The sequence below is a fragment of the Pseudomonas cremoris genome, from assembly GCF_014230465.1.
The window spans coordinates 108,677-126,842 of the sequence record NZ_JAAXCY010000009.1 but is presented as its reverse complement, the minus strand read 5'-3'; the positions used below and the strand labels follow the sequence as shown (position 1 = coordinate 126,842).

Sequence of the window (18,166 nt, the reverse complement as noted above, 5' to 3'; positions counted from 1 at the left end):
TAAAAGCGACCTTGAACGCACCCATAGCAGAACCCCATCGTTTTCTCCTCGAGCCATTTGAGGCTCGCCGTTTCGCCAATCTGTGCGGACAGTTCGACGAGCACCTGCGCCTGATCGAACAACGCCTGGGCATCGAGATCCGCAATCGCGGCAATCAGTTCGAGCTCGTTGGTGAAACCCAGTCCACTAAATCCGCAGAAAACCTGCTGCGCCGCCTCTACCGCGAAACCAAGGGTAGCGAGCTGTCGCCAGAAACCGTGCACCTGTATTTACAGGAATCGGCTGTGGAAGATTTGGCCAACAACCCTGTCGCTGAAGCCAGCGTGGCCTTGCGTACCAAAAAAGGCATGATTCGCCCAAAGGGCTTGAATCAGCAGAAGTACGTAAAGGCGATCCTCGGCAACGACATCAATTTCGGCATCGGCCCCGCCGGTACCGGCAAGACCTACCTGGCCGTGGCCTGTGCCGTGGATGCTCTTGAGCGCGAGCAAGTGCGCCGCATCCTGCTGGTGCGCCCAGCGGTCGAGGCGGGCGAAAAGCTCGGCTTCCTGCCCGGCGACCTCGCACAGAAGATCGACCCGTACCTGCGCCCGCTCTACGACGCGCTGTACGAAATGCTCGGCTTTGAATACGTGGCCAAGCTGATCGAGCGCCAGGTGATCGAGATCGCCCCGCTGGCCTATATGCGCGGCCGCACCTTGAGCAACAGTTTCATCATCCTCGACGAAAGCCAGAACACCACGGTCGAGCAGATGAAGATGTTCCTGACCCGCATCGGGTTCGGCTCCACGGCCATCATCACCGGCGACATTACCCAGGTTGACCTGCCCAAGGGCACCAAGTCGGGCTTGGGTCATGTGATTGAAGTGCTCAAGGACGTGCCAGGCATCAGCTTCACGCACTTCTCGCCCAAGGACGTCGTGCGCCACCCGCTGGTGCAGCGCATTGTCGAGGCCTACGAGCGCTTCGAACACCGTGATGATGGTTTGTCCAAGGACACCCGCCGCGATGCTTGAGCTAGACCTGCAGCTGGCCACCGAAGCGGCCGCCCCCAGCGAAGAACAGTTCCGCCAATGGTGCACCCTGGCCCTACGCCAGCGCACCGCCGACTCGGAACTTACCATTCGTCTGGTGGACGAACCCGAGGGCCGCGAACTGAATCACACCTGGCGCCAAAAGGACTACGCGACCAACGTGCTGTCCTTCCCCGCCGACGTACCGGATGAGTTACTGGATATCCCACTGCTGGGAGACCTGGTTATCTGCGTCGAGGTGGTAGAACGCGAAGCGAAGGAACAAGGCAAGGACCTTGAAGCCCATTGGGCTCACCTGGTCATCCACGGCTGCTTGCATCTCTTGGGTTACGACCATATAGACGATGAAGAAGCCGAGGAAATGGAAACACTGGAACAAACGTTGCTTGCAGAATTGGGTCATCCGGACCCGTATGCCGACGACGAAGCTTAAAAACACTCAACTGTAACAACAAAGGATTCAGAGTAATCGCTATGAGCGAAGACCGATCGAGCAACGGGCAGAAGTCATGGCTGGGTAAACTGACCCAGGCTTTTGCCCACGAGCCGAAAAACCGCCAGGAGCTGCTGGAGCTGCTGCGCGAGGCCCACCAGAACAAGTTGCTGGACAGCGAAGCGCTGGCCATCGTCGAAGGCGCCATCCAGGTGGCTGACCTGCAAGTGCGGGACATCATGGTCCCGCGCTCGCAGATGATCAGCATCAAGGCGACCCAGACCCCACGGGAATTCCTCCCGGCCGTAATCGACTCGGCGCACTCGCGCTACCCGGTGATCGGTGAAAGCCATGACGACGTCATGGGCGTCCTGCTGGCCAAGGACCTGCTGCCGCTGATCCTCAAGGAGAACGGCGACAACTTCAACATCAAGGATCTGCTGCGGCCGGCCACCTTCGTACCCGAATCCAAGCGCCTGAATGTGTTGCTGCGTGAATTCCGCGCCAACCACAATCACATGGCCATTGTGATCGACGAATACGGCGGCGTTGCTGGCCTGGTGACCATCGAAGACGTGCTGGAACAGATCGTCGGCGACATCGAAGACGAGCACGACGTCGAAGAAGACAGCTACATCAAGCCTTTGCCGAGCGGAGACTTCCTGGTCAAGGCGCTGACGCCGATCGAGAACTTCAACGAGTTCTTCGACAGCGAATTCTCCGACGACGAGTTCGACACCGTGGGCGGCCTGGTGATGAGTGCGTTTGGGCATCTGCCAAAGCGTAACGAAACCACCGAGATCGGCGCTTATCGCTTCCGCATCCTGAATGCCGATAGCCGTCGAATTCACTTGATTCGCCTGACACCTATTGCCCGTTAAGGACTGAAATGCGCCGTTTGATCGCACCCGGCTGGCCCGGTAACTTGCTGGCCGTGGTGGCCGGCGCCATCACTACCCTGGCGCTGGCGCCATTCGATCTGTGGCCGTTTGCTCTGGTGGCCGTCGGATTGTTCTATATCGGGCTGCGGGAACTGAGCCCACGCCAGGCCTTGGGTCGTGGCTGGTGCTTCGGTTTCGGTCTGTTTGGTGCCGGCACCAGCTGGATCTACTACAGCATCCACCACTTCGGCGGCGCTTCGGTACTGCTGGCGGGTTTCCTGATGCTGTTGTTTACAGCCGCCATTGCCTGGTTCTTCGCGCTGCCCGCTTGGTTATGGGTGCGCTGGTTACGCCGCAATGAAGCACCGTTGGCCGATGCGCTGACTTTCGCAGCACTGTGGGTTGGCCAGGAAGCATTTCGCGGCTGGTTCCTCACCGGTTTCCCGTGGTTGTATTCCGGCTATAGCCAGCTTGACGGCCCCCTGACCGGCCTGGCGCCGGTGGGTGGGATGTGGCTGATTTCGTTTGCCCTGGCACTCACCGCAGCGCTGTTGTGCAACCTACCACGCCTGCTGGCCAGCAAGCGTAATGCCTTTATCGGCGCGGGCCTGGTGCTGCTGGTCGCACCTTGGGCCATCGGCCTGGCCCTCAAGCACCATGCCTGGACCACGCCTTCCGGCGCGCCACTGACCGTGGCTGCGATCCAGGGCAACGTCGAGCAGAGCATGAAATGGGACCCGGAACAGCTCAATGCGCAGTTGGCGCTGTACCGCGACATGAGCTTCAGTTCCAAACCGGTTGACCTGCTGGTGTGGCCGGAAACCGCGGTGCCAGTGCTCAAGGAGTCCGTCGAGGGCTACCTGGGCATGATGGGCAAGTTCGCCGCCGACCGGCACACCGCGCTGATCACCGGCGTACCGATCCGCCAGGAAGTGCACCACCAGAAGCGCTACTTCAACGGCATTACCGTGGTCGGCGAAGGTGACGGCACCTACCTGAAGCAAAAGCTGGTGCCTTTTGGTGAATATGTACCGCTGCAAGACATGCTGCGCGGCCTGATCGCCTTCTTCGACCTGCCCATGTCCGACTTCGCCCGAGGCCCCGCCGACCAGGCGATGTTGCAGGCCAAGGGCTATCAAATCGCCCCCTTCATTTGCTACGAAGTGGTGTACCCAGAGTTCGCCGCCGGCCTGTCGGCCCAGAGCGACCTGCTGCTGACCATTAGCAACGACACTTGGTTTGGCCGCTCCATCGGCCCGCTGCAACACCTGCAAATGGCGCAGATGCGTGCGCTGGAGGCTGGCCGCTGGATGATCCGCGCCACCAACAATGGCGTGACCGGCCTGATCAACCCGTTTGGGCAGATCACCGCGCAGATCCCGCAGTTCGAACGCGGCATTCTTTATGGGGAAGTGGTGCCAATGCACAACCTGACGCCGTACCTGCAATGGCGTTCATGGCCGTTGATCATTGTGTGCCTGGCTTTGTTTGGTTGGGCGCTGCTGGCGGGTCGGATGGCGAAGACCGTCTAACGGCCAACACAAAACCAATGTGGGAGAGGGCTTGCTCGCGAATGCGGTGGACCAGTCGATATCTGTAGCGACTGACACCCCGTATTCGCGAGCAAGCCCGCTCCCACATTTTGATTTGTGATGTTATCGGTAAAACAATCGGTAACCCACCTGCCCCACCGCTTCATTGATCAACTGCCCACTGCGCCACACCGATACGAACTCCGGCATCCAACCACCCAGCGGCCGGGCATTGTCCACGCCGAGGAACCCCACCGGCGCCGGCACCACGGTAAAACCTGCCTTTTCAAAGCTCCACACCGAGCGCGGCATATGCCAGGCCTGGGTCACCACCACCACACGCTTGATCCCCTCGGGCAATAGAATCTCGGCGCTCATCTGCGCATTTTCCCACGTGGTCCGACTGCGTTCTTCCTTCCAGCGCACCGTCACGCCGAAGTCATCCTGCATCGACACCGCCATCAACTCGGCTTCGCTGGGCGGCGTGCCGTAATGCAAGCCGCCGGTGGTCAGCACCGGCAGCCCGGATGCCTTGGCCAGTCGCGCCGCGTAGCGCTGGCGCTCAAGGCCTATACCGGTGGGCTGGTCGGAGCCCCAGGCCGGGTCACCGCGCTCGCGCCCCGAGCCCAATACCACGATGGCGTCTGCGCGCTGGGCCAAGGTCGACCAGTCTTCACGCGCCAGCGGCGGCTCGGTCTCCAGCGCCCGCGCGCCCCACTCCACCATCACCGGCAGGCTCATCAGCCACATCCCACCAAAACCCAGGGCAAAACAAAGCCCGGCCAGACGCGGGCGGCTTCGGCGAAACCACCAGGCAAGCGCCAACAGCAGCAAAAGAATGCCGGGGGGCAACAACAATTGTTTGATGAAATAACGAAAAGGCATCGGGCATCTCCAAAGATGCCCGAAGCCTAGATGCAACGGGATTTAGCGACAATCTTTACCAGCACATTTTGAGAACGCTTATGGAAAACAGTGTTTTTCACTTCCACCGTACGGCCCGAAGTTTTTCCGGCCCGCGACCTGTGGAAAAGTCCTTCAGCCAGATCACCTTGGCCGAACGCAAGGGCTCTTGGGTTGGCGGGGAGGCCTGCCCAGGAGAGGCGTGGTGGTGATGCAATTCCAGATAGCCCTTGATCAGTTCAAGCTCTGCCTGGCTCAAGCCTCGCAACTCCAGCTCCTGAGGCCGCTCATCACGCAATCGGCCTGCGGTTCTTGCTGCATCCAATGCCCGACCCAAACGGTCGATCAGTCCTTCATACAACTGCGGTTTCGTTAAAGTTCGCTGCGATTCAACCATCCCCTCACCTCATTGAAGATATGACTCATTCCCCAATAAACAGCGTAGTCCCCACGGCTGCACCTGCCTGGCGCCGCGACAGACGGCCCCTGCCGCGCAATCAGGGTTTCCCTCGATAGAGTGGGGTCATGTATGCTACGGCGCTTCCTGTAACTCCACTTCCCGCAGGGTTTGGGCACGGACGCGCCGCTTTTTGGTGTCGATGGACCTGAATGTTGCACCGAAGAGGATTAGGCCACCCCTATTCAGTTCAAAAGTAGCCATGCACGAACAATATCAGCCCCGTGAAATAGAAAACGCCGCCCAAACTTTCTGGGACGAGCAAAAGTCCTTTGAAGTCAGTGAACAGCCAGGCAAGGAGACTTACTACTGCCTATCGATGTTCCCTTACCCCAGCGGCAAGCTACACATGGGGCACGTGCGCAACTACACCATCGGTGACGTGATTTCCCGCTACCAGCGCATGCAAGGCAAGAACGTCCTGCAACCCATGGGTTGGGACGCCTTCGGCATGCCGGCGGAAAACGCCGCGATGAAAAACAACGTGGCTCCCGCCAAGTGGACCTACGAAAACATCGCCTACATGAAGACCCAGCTGCGCAGCCTGGGCCTGGCCGTGGACTGGTCCCGCGAAGTGACCACCTGCAAGCCGGATTACTACCGCTGGGAACAATGGCTGTTCACTCGCCTGTTCGAAAAAGGCGTGATCTACCGCAAGAACGGCACCGTGAACTGGGACCCGCTCGACCAGACCGTACTGGCCAACGAGCAGGTGATCGACGGTCGCGGCTGGCGCTCCGGTGCGCTGATCGAAAAGCGCGAAATCCCGATGTACTACTTCAAGATCACCGCCTACGCGGATGAACTCTTGTCGAGCCTCGACGATTTGCCGGGCTGGCCTGAACAGGTCAAGACCATGCAGCGCAACTGGATCGGCAAGTCCAAGGGCATGGAAGTGCAGTTCCCGTACAACGTCGATTCCATCGGCGCAGCGGGCGCACTCAAAGTCTTCACTACCCGTCCAGACACCTTGATGGGCGCAACCTACGTCGCCGTGGCCGCTGAGCACCCGCTGGCGACCCAGGCTGCACAGAACAACCCTGAGCTGCAGGCTTTCATCGCCGAATGCAAAGGCGGTAGCGTGGCCGAAGCCGACGTTGCCACCCAAGAGAAAAAGGGCCTGCCGACTGGCCTGTTCGTCGAGCACCCGCTGACTGGCGAGAAGCTGCCAGTGTGGGTCGCCAACTACGTGCTGATGCATTACGGCGATGGCGCTGTAATGGCAGTACCGGCCCATGACGAGCGCGACTTTGAATTCGCCACCAAGTACAACTTGCCGATCAAGTCGGTGGTGCGCACCAGTTCCGGTGAAACCAACCCGGCTCCGTGGCAAGACGCCTACGGCGAACACGGCACCCTGATCAACTCTGGCGAGTTCGACGGCCTGGATTTCCAAGGCGCCTTCGACGCCATGGAAGTTGCACTGATCAAGAAGAACCTGGGCGCCTCGCGCACCCAGTTCCGCCTGCGCGACTGGGGCATCAGCCGCCAACGCTACTGGGGCTGCCCGATCCCGATCATCCACTGCGCCACCTGTGGCGACGTGCCCGTACCGGAAGACCAACTGCCGGTCGTACTGCCGGAAGACGTGGTGCCGGACGGCGCCGGTTCGCCGTTGGCACGCATGCCCGAGTTCTACGAGTGCAGCTGCCCGAAATGCGGCCAGCCTGCCAAGCGTGAAACCGACACCATGGACACCTTCGTCGAGTCGTCGTGGTACTACGCCCGCTACGCCTCGCCGCACTACGAGGGTGGCCTGGTCGAGAAATCCGCAGCTGACCATTGGCTGCCGGTGGACCAATATATCGGCGGTATCGAGCACGCCATCCTCCACCTGCTGTACGCGCGTTTCTTCCACAAGCTGATGCGTGACGAAGGCCTGGTGAGCTCCGATGAGCCGTTCAAAAACCTGCTGACCCAAGGCATGGTGGTCGCCGAGACTTACTATCGTCGCGAAGCCAACGGCGCCTACACCTGGTTCAACCCGGCCGACGTCGAGCTTGAACGTGACAGCAAAGCCAAGGTCATCAGCGCCAAGCTGATCGCCGACGGCCTGCCGGTCGAAATCGGTGGCACCGAGAAAATGGCCAAGTCGAAGAACAACGGCGTTGACCCGCAGTCGATGATCGATCAGTTCGGCGCCGACACCTGCCGCCTGTTCATGATGTTCGCCTCGCCGCCTGACATGAGCGCCGAATGGTCCGACTCCGGCGTCGAAGGCTCGCACCGCTTCCTCAAGCGCGTCTGGCGCCTGGCTCACGCCCATATCAGCCAAGGCTTGCCGGGCAAACTGGACGTGGCCGCCCTGAGCGACGAGCAGAAAGCCATTCGCCGCAGCACTCACCTGGCCATTAAGCAAGCCAGCCAGGATGTGGGCCAGAATCACAAGTTCAACACCGCCATCGCCCAGGTGATGACGCTGATGAACGTGCTGGAAAAAGCCCCGCAGGCCACCGAACAGGATCGCGCACTGGTACAGGAAGGCCTGGAAACGGTCACCCTGCTGCTGGCGCCGATCACGCCGCACATCAGCCACGACCTGTGGAACCGCCTGGGGCACAGCGACGCCGTCATCGACGCCCGCTGGCCGGTGCAAGATGACAGCGCCCTGGTTCAGGACACGCTGCAACTGGTGATTCAGGTCAACGGCAAGCTGCGTGGCCAGATCGACATGCCTGCCAGCGCCACCCGCGAAGAAGTCGAAGCCGTCGCACGCGTCAACGAGAACGTGCTGCGCTTCACCGAAGGCCTGACGATCCGCAAAGTGATCGTGGTGCCTGGCAAACTGGTCAATATCGTCGCTAGCTAATCGGATCGGGCGCAGGGTTCAATCCCTGCGCCGAACAAAGCCTTCAGGGCCTCGATAAGGCCCACATGGTTTCAAGGGGAGCAACAAAATGATCAAACGCAATCTGCTGGTTATGGGCCTTGCCGTACTGCTGAGCGCTTGCGGCTTCCAGCTGCGCGGTACCGGCACCAATGACCTGTCGATCAAGGAACTGGACGTCAGCGCCCGCGACGCCTACAGCCCGACCGTGACCCAACTGCGCCAGGTTCTGGAAAACAGCGGTGTGCACGTTTATACCGGCGCGACCTACAAGCTGTTCCTGGCCAACGAACAAGAAACCCAGCGTAACCTGAGCTACGCCAGCGCCGGTCGTGCGTCTGATATCGAACTGAGCACCACGCTCAACTTCGAAATCCAGGGTCGCGACCACCTGCCGCTGATGGGTGACAAGATCCAGGTTCAGAAAATCGTGAGCCATGATGGCAACAACCTGGTGGGTTCGGACTCCGAAGTCACCCAGGTACGCAAGGAAATGCGTCGTGAGCTGGTACAGCGCATGGTCCTGCGCCTGTCGATGCTGACCCCGGAACAACTTGAGACCCTGCAGCAAGCTGCTGACAACAAGGCCAAGGCTGACGCCGACGCGCTGAAAGCCGCGCAAGAGTATGAAGACAACACGCCGAAACAATCGCCTGTTGAAGTTCCTGTCGAGTAAGCCAAACGGGGCGCCCCACGCGCCCCGTTTACCCTGCCTATGAAACTTGCCCCCGCCCAACTCGCCAAACACCTGCAAGGTGGCCTCGCGCCTGTCTACATCGTCAGCGGTGATGACCCGCTGTTGTGCCAGGAAGCCGCCGACGCCATTCGCACCGCCGCGCGCCAGCAAGGTTTCGATGAACGCCAGGTGTTCGCCGCCGACGCCAGTTTCGACTGGGGTACGTTGCTGCAGGCCGGCGCGAGCATGTCGCTGTTCGCCGAAAAACGCTTGCTGGAACTGCGTCTGCCGTCAGGCAAGCCAGGCGACAAGGGCGCAGCCGCGCTGATGGAATATTGCTCGCGCCCCGCCGAAGACACGGTACTGCTGATCAGCGTGCCCAAGCTTGATGGCAGCGCGCAGAAAACCAAGTGGGGCAAGGCCTTGGTGGAAGGGGCGCAAACCCAGTTCATCCAGATCTGGCCGGTAGACAGCAATCAGTTGCCGCAGTGGATTCGCCAGCGTTTGTCCCAATCGGGGCTCTCGGCGACTCAGGACGCGGTGGAGTTGATCGCCGCCCGGGTCGAGGGCAACTTGCTTGCCGCGGCCCAGGAGATCGAAAAGCTCAAGTTGATGGCCGAAGACGGGCAGATCACCGTCGAAACCGTGCAGGGCGCCGTGGCGGACAGTGCGCGGTTTGACGTGTTCGGCTTGGTGGATGCGATTCTCAACGGCGAACCCGCTCACGCCCTGCGCATGCTCGAAGGCCTGCGTGGCGAGGGCGTGGAACCTCCGGTGATTCTCTGGGCTTTGGCCCGGGAGCTGCGGGTACTGGCCAATATTGCCCTGCAATACAGCCAAGGTACGCCGCTGGACAAGTGTTTCAGCCAGGCACGGCCACCGGTGTGGGACAAACGCAAACCGCTGATGAGCAAGGCGCTGCAACGGCACTCGGCGCAACGCTGGGCGCAACTGTTGCTGGAAGCGCAGCGCATTGACGCGCAGATCAAGGGCCAGGCGGCCGGTTCGCCGTGGATGAGCCTGAGTCGGTTGTCGCTGTTGATGGCTGGTCAGCGCCTAACCCTTCCCGCCGAATAAAACGCCTCTCAAAAACACCACAAATCCAATGTGGGAGCGGGCTTGCTCGCGAAGGCGTCGTGTCATTCAGCACATCAGGGTCTGGCCCTCCGTCTTCGCGAGCAAGCCCGCTCCCACATTTTTTGATCGCATTTACAATTTCTGAAATGTGGCAGGCTTTACAGCGCTCAAACTTCGGCAGATGATTTGCACCGCTTTAACCCACCCAGAGAGTAACGAACATGAGCAAAAAGCCATCCAAGCATGGCCCCAACAAGGCCAAATCCATCATCGCCCAGCCACTGTTCCGCAGCCGTCAGGAACGCGCCGGCAAGGGCAAAGGCAGCTACCGCCGCGAAGCCTTCCAGTCTAATAGCTGGGAGGCTTCTTACTTTCTGGCTGCCTGAAGGCAAGCCGCCCTCTGACATGATAAGGTCTGTTCCTGATTTGTAACCTCTGGACCTGTGCATGCCCTCTTGTCTTTCCCGTCGTTGGCACCTTCGCCAATTGATCGCTGCCTCCAGCCTCATTCTGCTAGTCGCCTGCGCGGAAAAACCTACCGCGGCCGACGCTCAACCCCTGCCGCCACTCCAGACCGCACCGGTCGCGGCTCCCGCTGTCGTGGCTCCTCTGGCGGTGGACAACCTAGATATTCAACCGACCCAGACTTTTGCCGAATGGCAGGCCGGTTTCCGCGAGCAAGCCTTGAAGGCCGGCATCACCGCTGCCGTGTTCGACACTGCCTTCGCCAATGTCACCCCTGACATGGCGGTGATCCGCGCCGACCGCAGCCAGCCGGAATTCTCTCGCCCGGTGTGGGAATACCTCGACGGCGCCCTGTCGCCACTGCGCGTACGCAATGGCCAGGCGTTGCTGGTGAAATACGCCGATATCCTGCAAAAAATCGAAGACCGCTACGGCGTTGATCGTCAGGCACTCGTCTCGGTATGGGGCATGGAGAGCAATTTCGGCCAGTTCCAGGGCAATAACTCGGTGATCCGCTCCCTGGCGACCTTGGCCTACGAAGGCCGCCGCCCGGCGTTCGCCCAGGCTCAACTGCTGGCAGCGCTGCAGATCATCCAGCACGGCGACATCTCCGCCGATCAGATGAAAGGCTCCTGGGCAGGTGCCATGGGCCAGACCCAATTCATCCCGACCACCTACAACACCCACGCCGTCGACTTCGATGGCGACGGTCGCCGTGACATCTGGAACAGCCCGACCGATGCCCTCGCCTCCACCGCGCATTACCTGCAAAGCTCCGGCTGGCAGAAAGGCCAGCCGTGGGGGTTTGAAGTGCAGCAATTGCCGGCGAACTTCGATTACGCGCTGGCCGATGGCGGCATCCGCAAAACGGTCGCTGAGTGGCTGAAACTGGGCATCCAACTGCCACCGGGCGCGAGCATGCCGCCAAACGTCGATCAACTGTCTGCCGCCCTGTTGCTGCCGGCAGGTTACCGTGGCCCGGCGTTCCTGGTGCTGGACAACTTCCGCGCGATCCTCAAGTACAACAACTCGTCGTCCTACGCACTGGCGGTTGGCCTGTTGTCGGAGCGCTTTGCGGGGGGTGGTGTGATTCGTGGCGATTGGCCAAAAGATGAGCGGCCGCTGAGTCGCTCCCAACGCATTGATTTGCAGACGGCGCTGAGTGCCAAGGGTTATGACGCGGGCAACCCGGATGGGATTATCGGTGCCAATACGCGTAAGGCGATTCGTGCGGCGCAGCAGGCGTTAGGCTGGCCTGCGGATGGGTATCCGACGGTGAAGCTGTTGGAGTCGTTGCAGGACCGATAGATCTGCCTATGGCAACTACCGCCTTCGCGAGCAAGCTCGCTCCCACATTTTGAATGTATTCACACATCAAATGTGGGAGCGGGCTTGCTCGCAACAGGCGACAGAAAACTAGGGCTTAACTACCACATCCTGCTCCAATACCACCCGCTGCTCCCCCGCATCCAACCGCACCAACGCTCCCATCGGCAACGTCAGGTTCGGGTCGCAATGCCCACTGCGCCACCCCGCCAACACCGGAATGCACAGCGGTTCAAAGGTCTGCTTGAGCAACTGCTCCAACGCAACCTTGTCCACACCAGCCACGTCCCCCACCAGCACACCCGCCACTTGGGCCAGCTTGCCCGCCAGGCGAAGGTGCGTCAGCAAGCGGTCGATACGGTAGATGGGCTCGTTGACGTCTTCGATCAGCAAGATGATGCCTTCGGCGTCGATCTCAAAGGCGGTCCCCATCACCGCTGCGATCATCGACAGGTTGCCCCCCAGCAAGCGCCCACAGGCAATGCCAGGCGCAATAGTGGTCAATGGGTAGGCCACCGGGTGTGCCAGCACGCTGCCGACGCCCAGTTGGCCGCGCAGCATGCTGAACAGTGAAGACTCGGTGGGTTGCTGCTTGTCGCCCAGCAGGTCGACTTTGAACATCGGCCCGTGGAACGTCACGAAGCCCGCGTACCGGCTGATAGCCAGGTGCACGGCGGTAAGGTCGCTATAGCCTACGAATGGCTTGGGGTTGTCGCGTAGCAGGCCGAAGTCCAAGCGGTCGAGCAGGCGTGGCGTGCCATAGCCGCCGCGCAGGCAGAAGATGGCATCGATGTCGGAATCGGCGAAGGCGGCATGGAGGTCGTTGAGGCGGGTGTCGTCGCTGCCGGCCAGATAGCCATCGCGTTCAAATACACCCGGAAAAATACGCAGGTTGTAGCCGCGATTACGCACCCATTGTGCGGCTTTTTCGGCGTCCAGTTCGGCCGGGCCTGCGGGGGCGATCAGGGCGATGGTGCCTTCGGGGCGAAGGGCAGGTACTGCAGTGCTCATCCACGACTCTCCTTGACTAACGCGGAACGAAATGTGGGAGCGGGCTTGCTCGCGAATGCGGTGTATCAGTCACCTGAATAGTTGACTGATACACCGCATTCGCGAGCAAGCCCGCTCCCACACAAGCCCGCTACCACATTCAATCTGCGGTGCGGCTTACGAAACCAGGCTCGCCTTGACCAGCTTGGCCTGCTCGTCAGCGTGGTACGACGAACGTACCAACGGGCCCGACGCGACGTTCTTGAAGCCCATCTTGTAACCTTCCTCGGCGAACCAGGCAAAGGTGTCCGGGTGCACAAAACGCTGCACCGGCAAGTGGCTGCGGGACGGTTGCAGGTACTGGCCCAGGGTCAGCATGTCGATGTCGTGTTCGCGCATGCGCTTCATGACTTCGATCACTTCTTCGTCGGTCTCGCCCAGGCCCAGCATCAGGCCGGATTTGGTCGGGATGTGCGGCATCATCTGCTTGAATTTCTGCAGCAGGGTCAGCGACCATTGATAGTCCGAACCCGGACGCGCAGCCTTGTACAGGCGTGGCACGGTTTCCAGGTTGTGGTTGAACACATCCGGCGGCTCGGCAGCGGTGATTTCCAGCGCCACATCCATACGGCCACGGTAGTCCGGGACCAGGGTTTCGAGCATCACGTTTGGCGACAGCTTGCGGATTTCGCGGATGCAGTCGGCAAAGTGCTGGGCACCGCCGTCACGCAAATCGTCGCGGTCTACCGAGGTGATCACCACGTACTTGAGGCGCAGGTCAGCGATGGCGATGGCCAGGCTTTCCGGCTCGTTGACGTCCAGAGGTTTTGGTCGGCCGTGGCCAACGTCACAGAACGGGCAACGACGGGTGCAGATGTCACCCATGATCATGAAGGTGGCGGTGCCACCAGAGAAGCACTCGCCCAGGTTCGGGCAGGAGGCTTCTTCGCACACGCTGTGCAGCTTGTGCTTGCGCAGCAGCGCCTTGATACGGTCGACCTCCGGCGAAACCGGGATACGCACGCGGATCCAGTCGGGTTTCTTCGGCAGTTCGGTGGTCGGAATGATCTTCACCGGAATGCGTGCAACCTTCTCGGCGCCGCGCAGCTTGACGCCGGCTTCCACCTTGGCACGCGGGGCCGGGGCCGGACGGTCGGTAACGTCCACCGTCGGGATCATGGTTTGCACTGCATCAGTAGTCATAATCAGTCGATTCCGCCCGTAAGGGTCGTCTGCTCAGCATAGTCGAGGTGTTTGACGAGCTGCGCACGCAGCCGGGCACTTACCTCGGCAAATTTAATCGGTGTGGCGTGTTCGCTCAGTTGGGTCATCGCCAACCCGGCATAACCACACGGGTTGATCCGCCGGAACGGCGCCAGGTCCATGTCCACGTTCAAGGCCAGGCCATGAAAAGAACACCCGTGGCGTATCCGCAGCCCCAGGGAGGCGATTTTCGCGCCATCCACATACACACCGGGTGCATCGGGTTTGGCCGTGGCCGTCACGCCGTAACTGGCCAACAGTTCGATCAGGCAAGCCTCCATACGGCTGACCAGATCGCGCACGCCAAAACCCAGCTTGCGCACGTCCAACAATAGGTATGCGACAAGTTGTCCGGGGCCATGGTAAGTCACTTGGCCACCTCGGTCGACCTGCACCACCGGAATATCACCCGGAACCAACAGGTGCTCGGCCTTTCCGGCCTGACCCTGAGTGAATACCGGCGGGTGTTCCACCAGCCAGACTTCATCGGGGGCCGACGTGCCGCGCTCGTTGGTGAACCGCTGCATGGCGTGCCAGACGGGCTCATAGTCCATCTGGCCGAGCTCGCGAAAGCCCAGGACCTGTGACATCACAACACCATGTGCACGAAGCCGGTGGCCCGCAGTTCGCTGTTGATGTCGTAGAGCTGTTCTTGACCGGTCGCAACAATGTGCAACTGGATCGTCGTGTACTTACCGTTGGTGCTGGAGCGCTCGTCCACACGGTTGTCGTTGATCGTCGCGTGTTTACGCACAATCTCGAGGATCTTGTCTTTGTTGCCCACACCGGTATCGCTGATCACTTTGACGGGATAGTCCGTCACTGGGAATTCGATCTTTGGCGCCTTTACTTCTTTATCGGTCATGGCGTAACGGCCTCGTAAGCGTAAGCCGTGGCGACGGGCAAAGCCCCGTGTCGGATCAACACGGGGCTTTGCAGGTGCACACTTATCAGTTGAACAAGCTGTAGAAGAATAGACGGATGCTATCCCAGACGCGGCGGAAGATACCACCTTCGTCGACGGCGTCCAGGGCGATCAGGTCAGCGCTGTGCACGACCTTGTCGTCCAGCTTGACTTCGACCTTACCGATCACGTCACCCTTGGCGATTGGGGCAACCAGGTGCGGGTTCATGGTCATGCTGGCAGCGAGCTTTTTCAGCTGGCCTTTAGGCATGGTCAGGGTCAGGTCTTCAGCCAGGCCAGCCTTGACCTGGGAAGTTGCGCCCTTCCAGACCGGAGCGGTCGCAAGCTCAGCACCCTTCTGATAGAAGGTCTGGGTTTCGAAGAAACGGAAACCGTAGGTCAGCAATTTTTGCGTCTCGGCCGCACGGGCCTGCTCGCTGTTGGTGCCGAATACCACGGCGATCAGGCGTTGGCCATCGCGTACAGCCGAGGACACCATGCAGTAGCCGGCTTCGTCGGTGTGGCCGGTTTTCAGACCGTCAACGGTCTTGTCACGCCACAGCAGCAGGTTGCGGTTAGGCTGCTTGATGTTGTTCCAGAAGAACTCCTTCTGGGAGTAGATCGCGTAGTGCACCGGGTCAACACGAATGATCGCGCGCGCCAGGATCGCCATGTCGTGAGCCGACGAATAGTGCTCAGGGTTTGGCAGACCGGTCGGGTTCATGAAGTGGCTGTTGGTCATGCCCAGGTCAGTCACGGTTTTGTTCATCATGTCGGCGAACGCGTCTTCGCTGCCGGCGATGTGCTCGGACAGGGCCACGCTGGCGTCGTTGCCGGACTGGATGATGATGCCGTGCAGCAGGTCGCTGACAGTCACCTGCGAGCCAACCTTGATGAACATCCGCGAACCGCCGGTACGCCAGGCGTTTTCGCTGACGGTGACCGGGTCGTTCTCGCCGATCTGGCCGCGACGAATTTCCAGGGTCGCGATGTAGGCGGTCATCAGCTTGGTCAAGCTGGCCGGTGGCAGGCGCTGGTCACCGTTGTTCTCGACCAGCACGTTGCCGCTGGCGGCATCCATGAGGACCCAGGCCTTGGCAGCCAGTTGCGGGGAAGCCGGCACCATTTCAACCGCCCAGGCGGCCGGGGTGATGATCAGCGAAAGAAGCAGGCACGTGCGTTTGGCTAAGGTGGTGATGTTCATCCGTCTCTCGAAATTGCTTATGGAAACTTGCCCTCGCGGGCAAAACTATTCAGACAGCCCGCTTCCAGACTGTCGCGTGTTCGGTTGCCCGCTCACCCCTTGCCCCTGGGTTTTTATTGTTCAACGAGCCAACAACCCCGGTTCAAGCCCACGTTCAGGCCTGAACCTTCAATCTTTTGTTATTCGGCGGTGACCACACTGGGTTGTCCCAGGTTGGCCAGGCGCACGCTGTTCTGCACTTGTGCGACTTCGCTTGGTGAGCCAATCGGCCCCATACGTACACGGTGCAGAGTCTGCTGGTTACGCACGATGGAACTGATGAACACCGGCGCGTTGACCATGCCGCTGAGCTTCGACCTTAGCAGCTCTGCCGCATCCGGGTTGGCAAATGCGCCAACCTGCAGGTATTGCCCACCGGCCATGGAAGCACCCGGTGCTGCATGGGGCACCACCACCGTATCCGGCGCGTGCTGTGCCGGCGGCGGCGTCCACTGTTCGATCTTGCCTGCCGACGCCGTCACTTGCGGCTGCGGGGTTTGCGGCTCGTTGAGCATCAACGGCGCCGGTTTGCCACGCTGGGCCCAATATTGCGCCGGGTCGATGCCTTCGACCTTGACCCGCGCGGTACCGGTTTCGGCGTAGCCGAGTTTCTTCGCCGCCGCGTAGGACAAGTCGATGATGCGGTCCGAGTAGAACGGCCCACGGTCGTTGACCCGCAGGATCACGGTGCGGTTGTTGTCCAGGTTGGTTACGCGTACATAGCTGGGCAGCGGCAGGGTCTTGTGCGCAGCGCTCATGCCGTACAGGTCATACACTTCGCCGTTGGCGGTGTTCTGGCCATGGAACTTGGTGCCGTACCAGGACGCCGTGCCCGACTGGACATAGGTCTTGGATTCCTGCAGCGGGAAGTAGGTCTTGCCCAGCACGGTATACGGGTTGGCCTTGTAGGCTCCGGTGTGCAGGGTCGGCGTGGCATCCGGAATTTTCGAGACGTCCACATCCCACCACGGCGCGCCGTCTTTGTGGGCGCGGTTGATGTCCAGGCCCGGTTGGGAACGCACAGCGGTCCCGCCCTTCTGCGCCGGACCACGGCTGGTGGAACAACTGACGACCAGCAGGGACAACGCGGCAAACGCCACCAGCTTGAGCGGATTTTTGATCGACGATACCCGCATTACTTGGTGCCCCGTGCTTGGACCAGCATGTCTGACAGCTGATGCACGGCCATGGCGTACATCACACTGCGGTTATAACGCGTGATTGCGTAGAAATTCTTCAGGCCCATCCAGTATTCCGGGCCGTTTTCGCCTTCGAGACGGAACGCCGTCACCGGCATGTCATCGCGTGGCGCATTCTGACCCGACCAGCCCAGCGCCCGCAACTCCCCGACCGTCTTGACCGGCTCGATGCCCTGGGTCAAGCCTTCATCGGCTCGATCACCGCTGACATCGGCGCGAACCACCACCGGTTCGCCGGCGACCCAGCCATGGCGCTTGAAGTAGCTGGCCACACTGCCGATGGCATCATCCGGGTTGCTCCAGATGTTGATGTGGCCGTCACCGTCAAAGTCCACCGCGTAAGCGCGGAAGCTGCTAGGCATGAACTGCGGCAAGCCCATCGCACCGGCGTAGGAGCCCTTGAGGGTCAGCGGATCGACCTGTTCTTCGCGGGCCAGCAACAGGAACTCGCGCAGCTCCTTGCGGAAGAATTCGGCGCGCGGCGGGTAATCGAAGCCCAGGGTCGACAATGCGTCGATCACCCGATAGCTGCCAGTATTGCGTCCGTAGAAGGTTTCGATGCCAATGATCGCGACAATCACCTGGGCCGGTACGCCGTATTCCTGCTCGGCGCGGGCCAGCACTGCCTCATGCTGGCGCCAGAAATCCACACCCCGCGCCACGCGGGCGTCGGTAAGGAACATCGGGCGATATTCCTTCCACTGCTTCACGCGCTCGGCCGGGCGGGAAATCGCATCGAGGATCGCCTGCTTGCGCTGCGCCTCGCGGAACACGCCCATCAGTTGTTCACCGGCGAAACCGTAGTCGCGGGTCATTTCACCGACAAATTCGGCGACCTGGGGTGAACCATCGTAGTCACCGGCCTGCGCCTCTTGCGTCGCGCCCAGCAGGCCAATCAGGCCCATCCAGGACGCATGCCGAGTCGCCCAGCCGCGCATTACTTGCATTGACATCTT

18 protein-coding genes are annotated in these 18,166 nt (G+C 60.8%); 9 read left to right on the top strand and 9 right to left on the bottom strand.

Annotated elements, in window-relative coordinates; all coding sequences use genetic code 11:
• Positions 1–11: 11 nt before the first annotated feature.
• From HF257_RS22250 to lnt, 4 genes are read left to right on the top strand one after another with little or no spacing between them, the layout of a single operon-like run.
• A complete protein-coding gene (locus HF257_RS22250) occupies positions 12–1,016 on the top strand; it encodes a PhoH family protein (RefSeq protein WP_185708597.1) in 1,005 nt (334 codons plus the stop codon).
• The gene (gene ybeY, locus HF257_RS22245; protein ID WP_185708598.1) at positions 1,009–1,467 is read left to right on the top strand and encodes an rRNA maturation RNase YbeY; all 459 of its coding nucleotides are present in this window, start codon (positions 1,009–1,011) and stop codon (positions 1,465–1,467) included. Before HF257_RS22250 ends, ybeY begins: the two co-directional genes overlap by 8 nt.
• A 41-nt stretch (positions 1,468–1,508) precedes the next feature.
• Positions 1,509–2,348 carry an HlyC/CorC family transporter gene (locus HF257_RS22240; protein ID WP_015373027.1) on the top strand — a complete coding sequence of 280 codons (840 nt, stop codon included), beginning with the start codon at positions 1,509–1,511 and terminating at the stop codon, positions 2,346–2,348.
• Positions 2,349–2,356: 8 nt separating this feature from the next.
• Positions 2,357–3,880 carry an apolipoprotein N-acyltransferase gene (gene lnt / locus HF257_RS22235; RefSeq protein ID WP_185708599.1) on the top strand — a complete coding sequence of 508 codons (1,524 nt, stop codon included), beginning with the start codon at positions 2,357–2,359 and terminating at the stop codon, positions 3,878–3,880.
• Positions 3,881–4,003: 123 nt separating this feature from the next.
• Here the strand turns inward: lnt and HF257_RS22230 are convergent, their stop codons facing one another.
• On the bottom strand, positions 4,004–4,765 hold the full coding sequence (locus HF257_RS22230; RefSeq protein ID WP_185708600.1) for a YdcF family protein: 762 nt from the start codon (positions 4,763–4,765) through the stop codon (positions 4,004–4,006).
• Between the two features lie 97 nt (positions 4,766–4,862).
• Positions 4,863–5,180, bottom strand: a complete 318-nt coding sequence (locus HF257_RS22225; RefSeq protein WP_185708601.1) for a hypothetical protein — start codon at positions 5,178–5,180, stop codon at positions 4,863–4,865.
• A gap of 262 nt (positions 5,181–5,442) precedes the next feature.
• Between HF257_RS22225 and leuS the strand changes: the two genes are divergently transcribed.
• From leuS to HF257_RS22200, 5 genes are all read left to right on the top strand, one after another.
• Positions 5,443–8,049 carry a leucine--tRNA ligase gene (gene leuS, locus HF257_RS22220; protein WP_185708602.1) on the top strand — a complete coding sequence of 869 codons (2,607 nt, stop codon included), beginning with the start codon at positions 5,443–5,445 and terminating at the stop codon, positions 8,047–8,049.
• Between the two features lie 88 nt (positions 8,050–8,137).
• The gene (locus tag HF257_RS22215) at positions 8,138–8,743 is read left to right on the top strand and encodes an LPS-assembly lipoprotein LptE (RefSeq protein ID WP_185708603.1); all 606 of its coding nucleotides are present in this window, start codon (positions 8,138–8,140) and stop codon (positions 8,741–8,743) included.
• A gap of 39 nt (positions 8,744–8,782) precedes the next feature.
• The gene (holA, locus tag HF257_RS22210) at positions 8,783–9,820 is read left to right on the top strand and encodes a DNA polymerase III subunit delta (RefSeq protein ID WP_185708604.1); all 1,038 of its coding nucleotides are present in this window, start codon (positions 8,783–8,785) and stop codon (positions 9,818–9,820) included.
• 221 nt (positions 9,821–10,041) lie between these two features.
• Positions 10,042–10,206 carry an alternative ribosome rescue factor ArfA gene (arfA, locus tag HF257_RS22205; protein ID WP_003176285.1) on the top strand — a complete coding sequence of 55 codons (165 nt, stop codon included), beginning with the start codon at positions 10,042–10,044 and terminating at the stop codon, positions 10,204–10,206.
• Positions 10,207–10,267: 61 nt separating this feature from the next.
• Positions 10,268–11,593 (top strand): lytic murein transglycosylase, encoded by a 1,326-nt coding sequence (locus HF257_RS22200; RefSeq protein ID WP_185708605.1) that lies wholly within the window; start codon positions 10,268–10,270, stop codon positions 11,591–11,593.
• A 108-nt stretch (positions 11,594–11,701) separates the two neighbouring features.
• On the opposite strand, the gene HF257_RS22195 is transcribed toward HF257_RS22200, so the two are convergent.
• From HF257_RS22195 to mltB, 7 genes are all read right to left on the bottom strand, one after another.
• A complete protein-coding gene (locus HF257_RS22195; protein ID WP_185708606.1) occupies positions 11,702–12,622 on the bottom strand; it encodes a S66 peptidase family protein in 921 nt (306 codons plus the stop codon).
• A 156-nt stretch (positions 12,623–12,778) separates the two neighbouring features.
• A complete protein-coding gene (lipA, locus tag HF257_RS22190) occupies positions 12,779–13,780 on the bottom strand; it encodes a lipoyl synthase (protein ID WP_017735632.1) in 1,002 nt (333 codons plus the stop codon).
• 26 nt (positions 13,781–13,806) lie between these two features.
• On the bottom strand, positions 13,807–14,454 hold the full coding sequence (gene lipB, locus HF257_RS22185) for a lipoyl(octanoyl) transferase LipB (RefSeq protein WP_185708607.1): 648 nt from the start codon (positions 14,452–14,454) through the stop codon (positions 13,807–13,809).
• The gene (locus HF257_RS22180; protein ID WP_185708608.1) at positions 14,454–14,729 is read right to left on the bottom strand and encodes a DUF493 domain-containing protein; all 276 of its coding nucleotides are present in this window, start codon (positions 14,727–14,729) and stop codon (positions 14,454–14,456) included. Before HF257_RS22180 ends, lipB begins: the two co-directional genes overlap by 1 nt.
• 85 nt (positions 14,730–14,814) lie before the next feature.
• Entirely contained in the window at positions 14,815–15,972 is a 1,158-nt protein-coding gene (locus HF257_RS22175) for a D-alanyl-D-alanine carboxypeptidase family protein (protein WP_185708609.1), read from the bottom strand.
• Between the two features lie 179 nt (positions 15,973–16,151).
• The gene (locus HF257_RS22170; RefSeq protein ID WP_185708610.1) at positions 16,152–17,147 is read right to left on the bottom strand and encodes a septal ring lytic transglycosylase RlpA family protein; all 996 of its coding nucleotides are present in this window, start codon (positions 17,145–17,147) and stop codon (positions 16,152–16,154) included.
• On the bottom strand, positions 17,147–18,157 hold the full coding sequence (gene mltB / locus HF257_RS22165) for a lytic murein transglycosylase B (protein WP_185708611.1): 1,011 nt from the start codon (positions 18,155–18,157) through the stop codon (positions 17,147–17,149). Before mltB ends, HF257_RS22170 begins: the two co-directional genes overlap by 1 nt.
• Positions 18,158–18,166 lie beyond the last annotated feature (9 nt).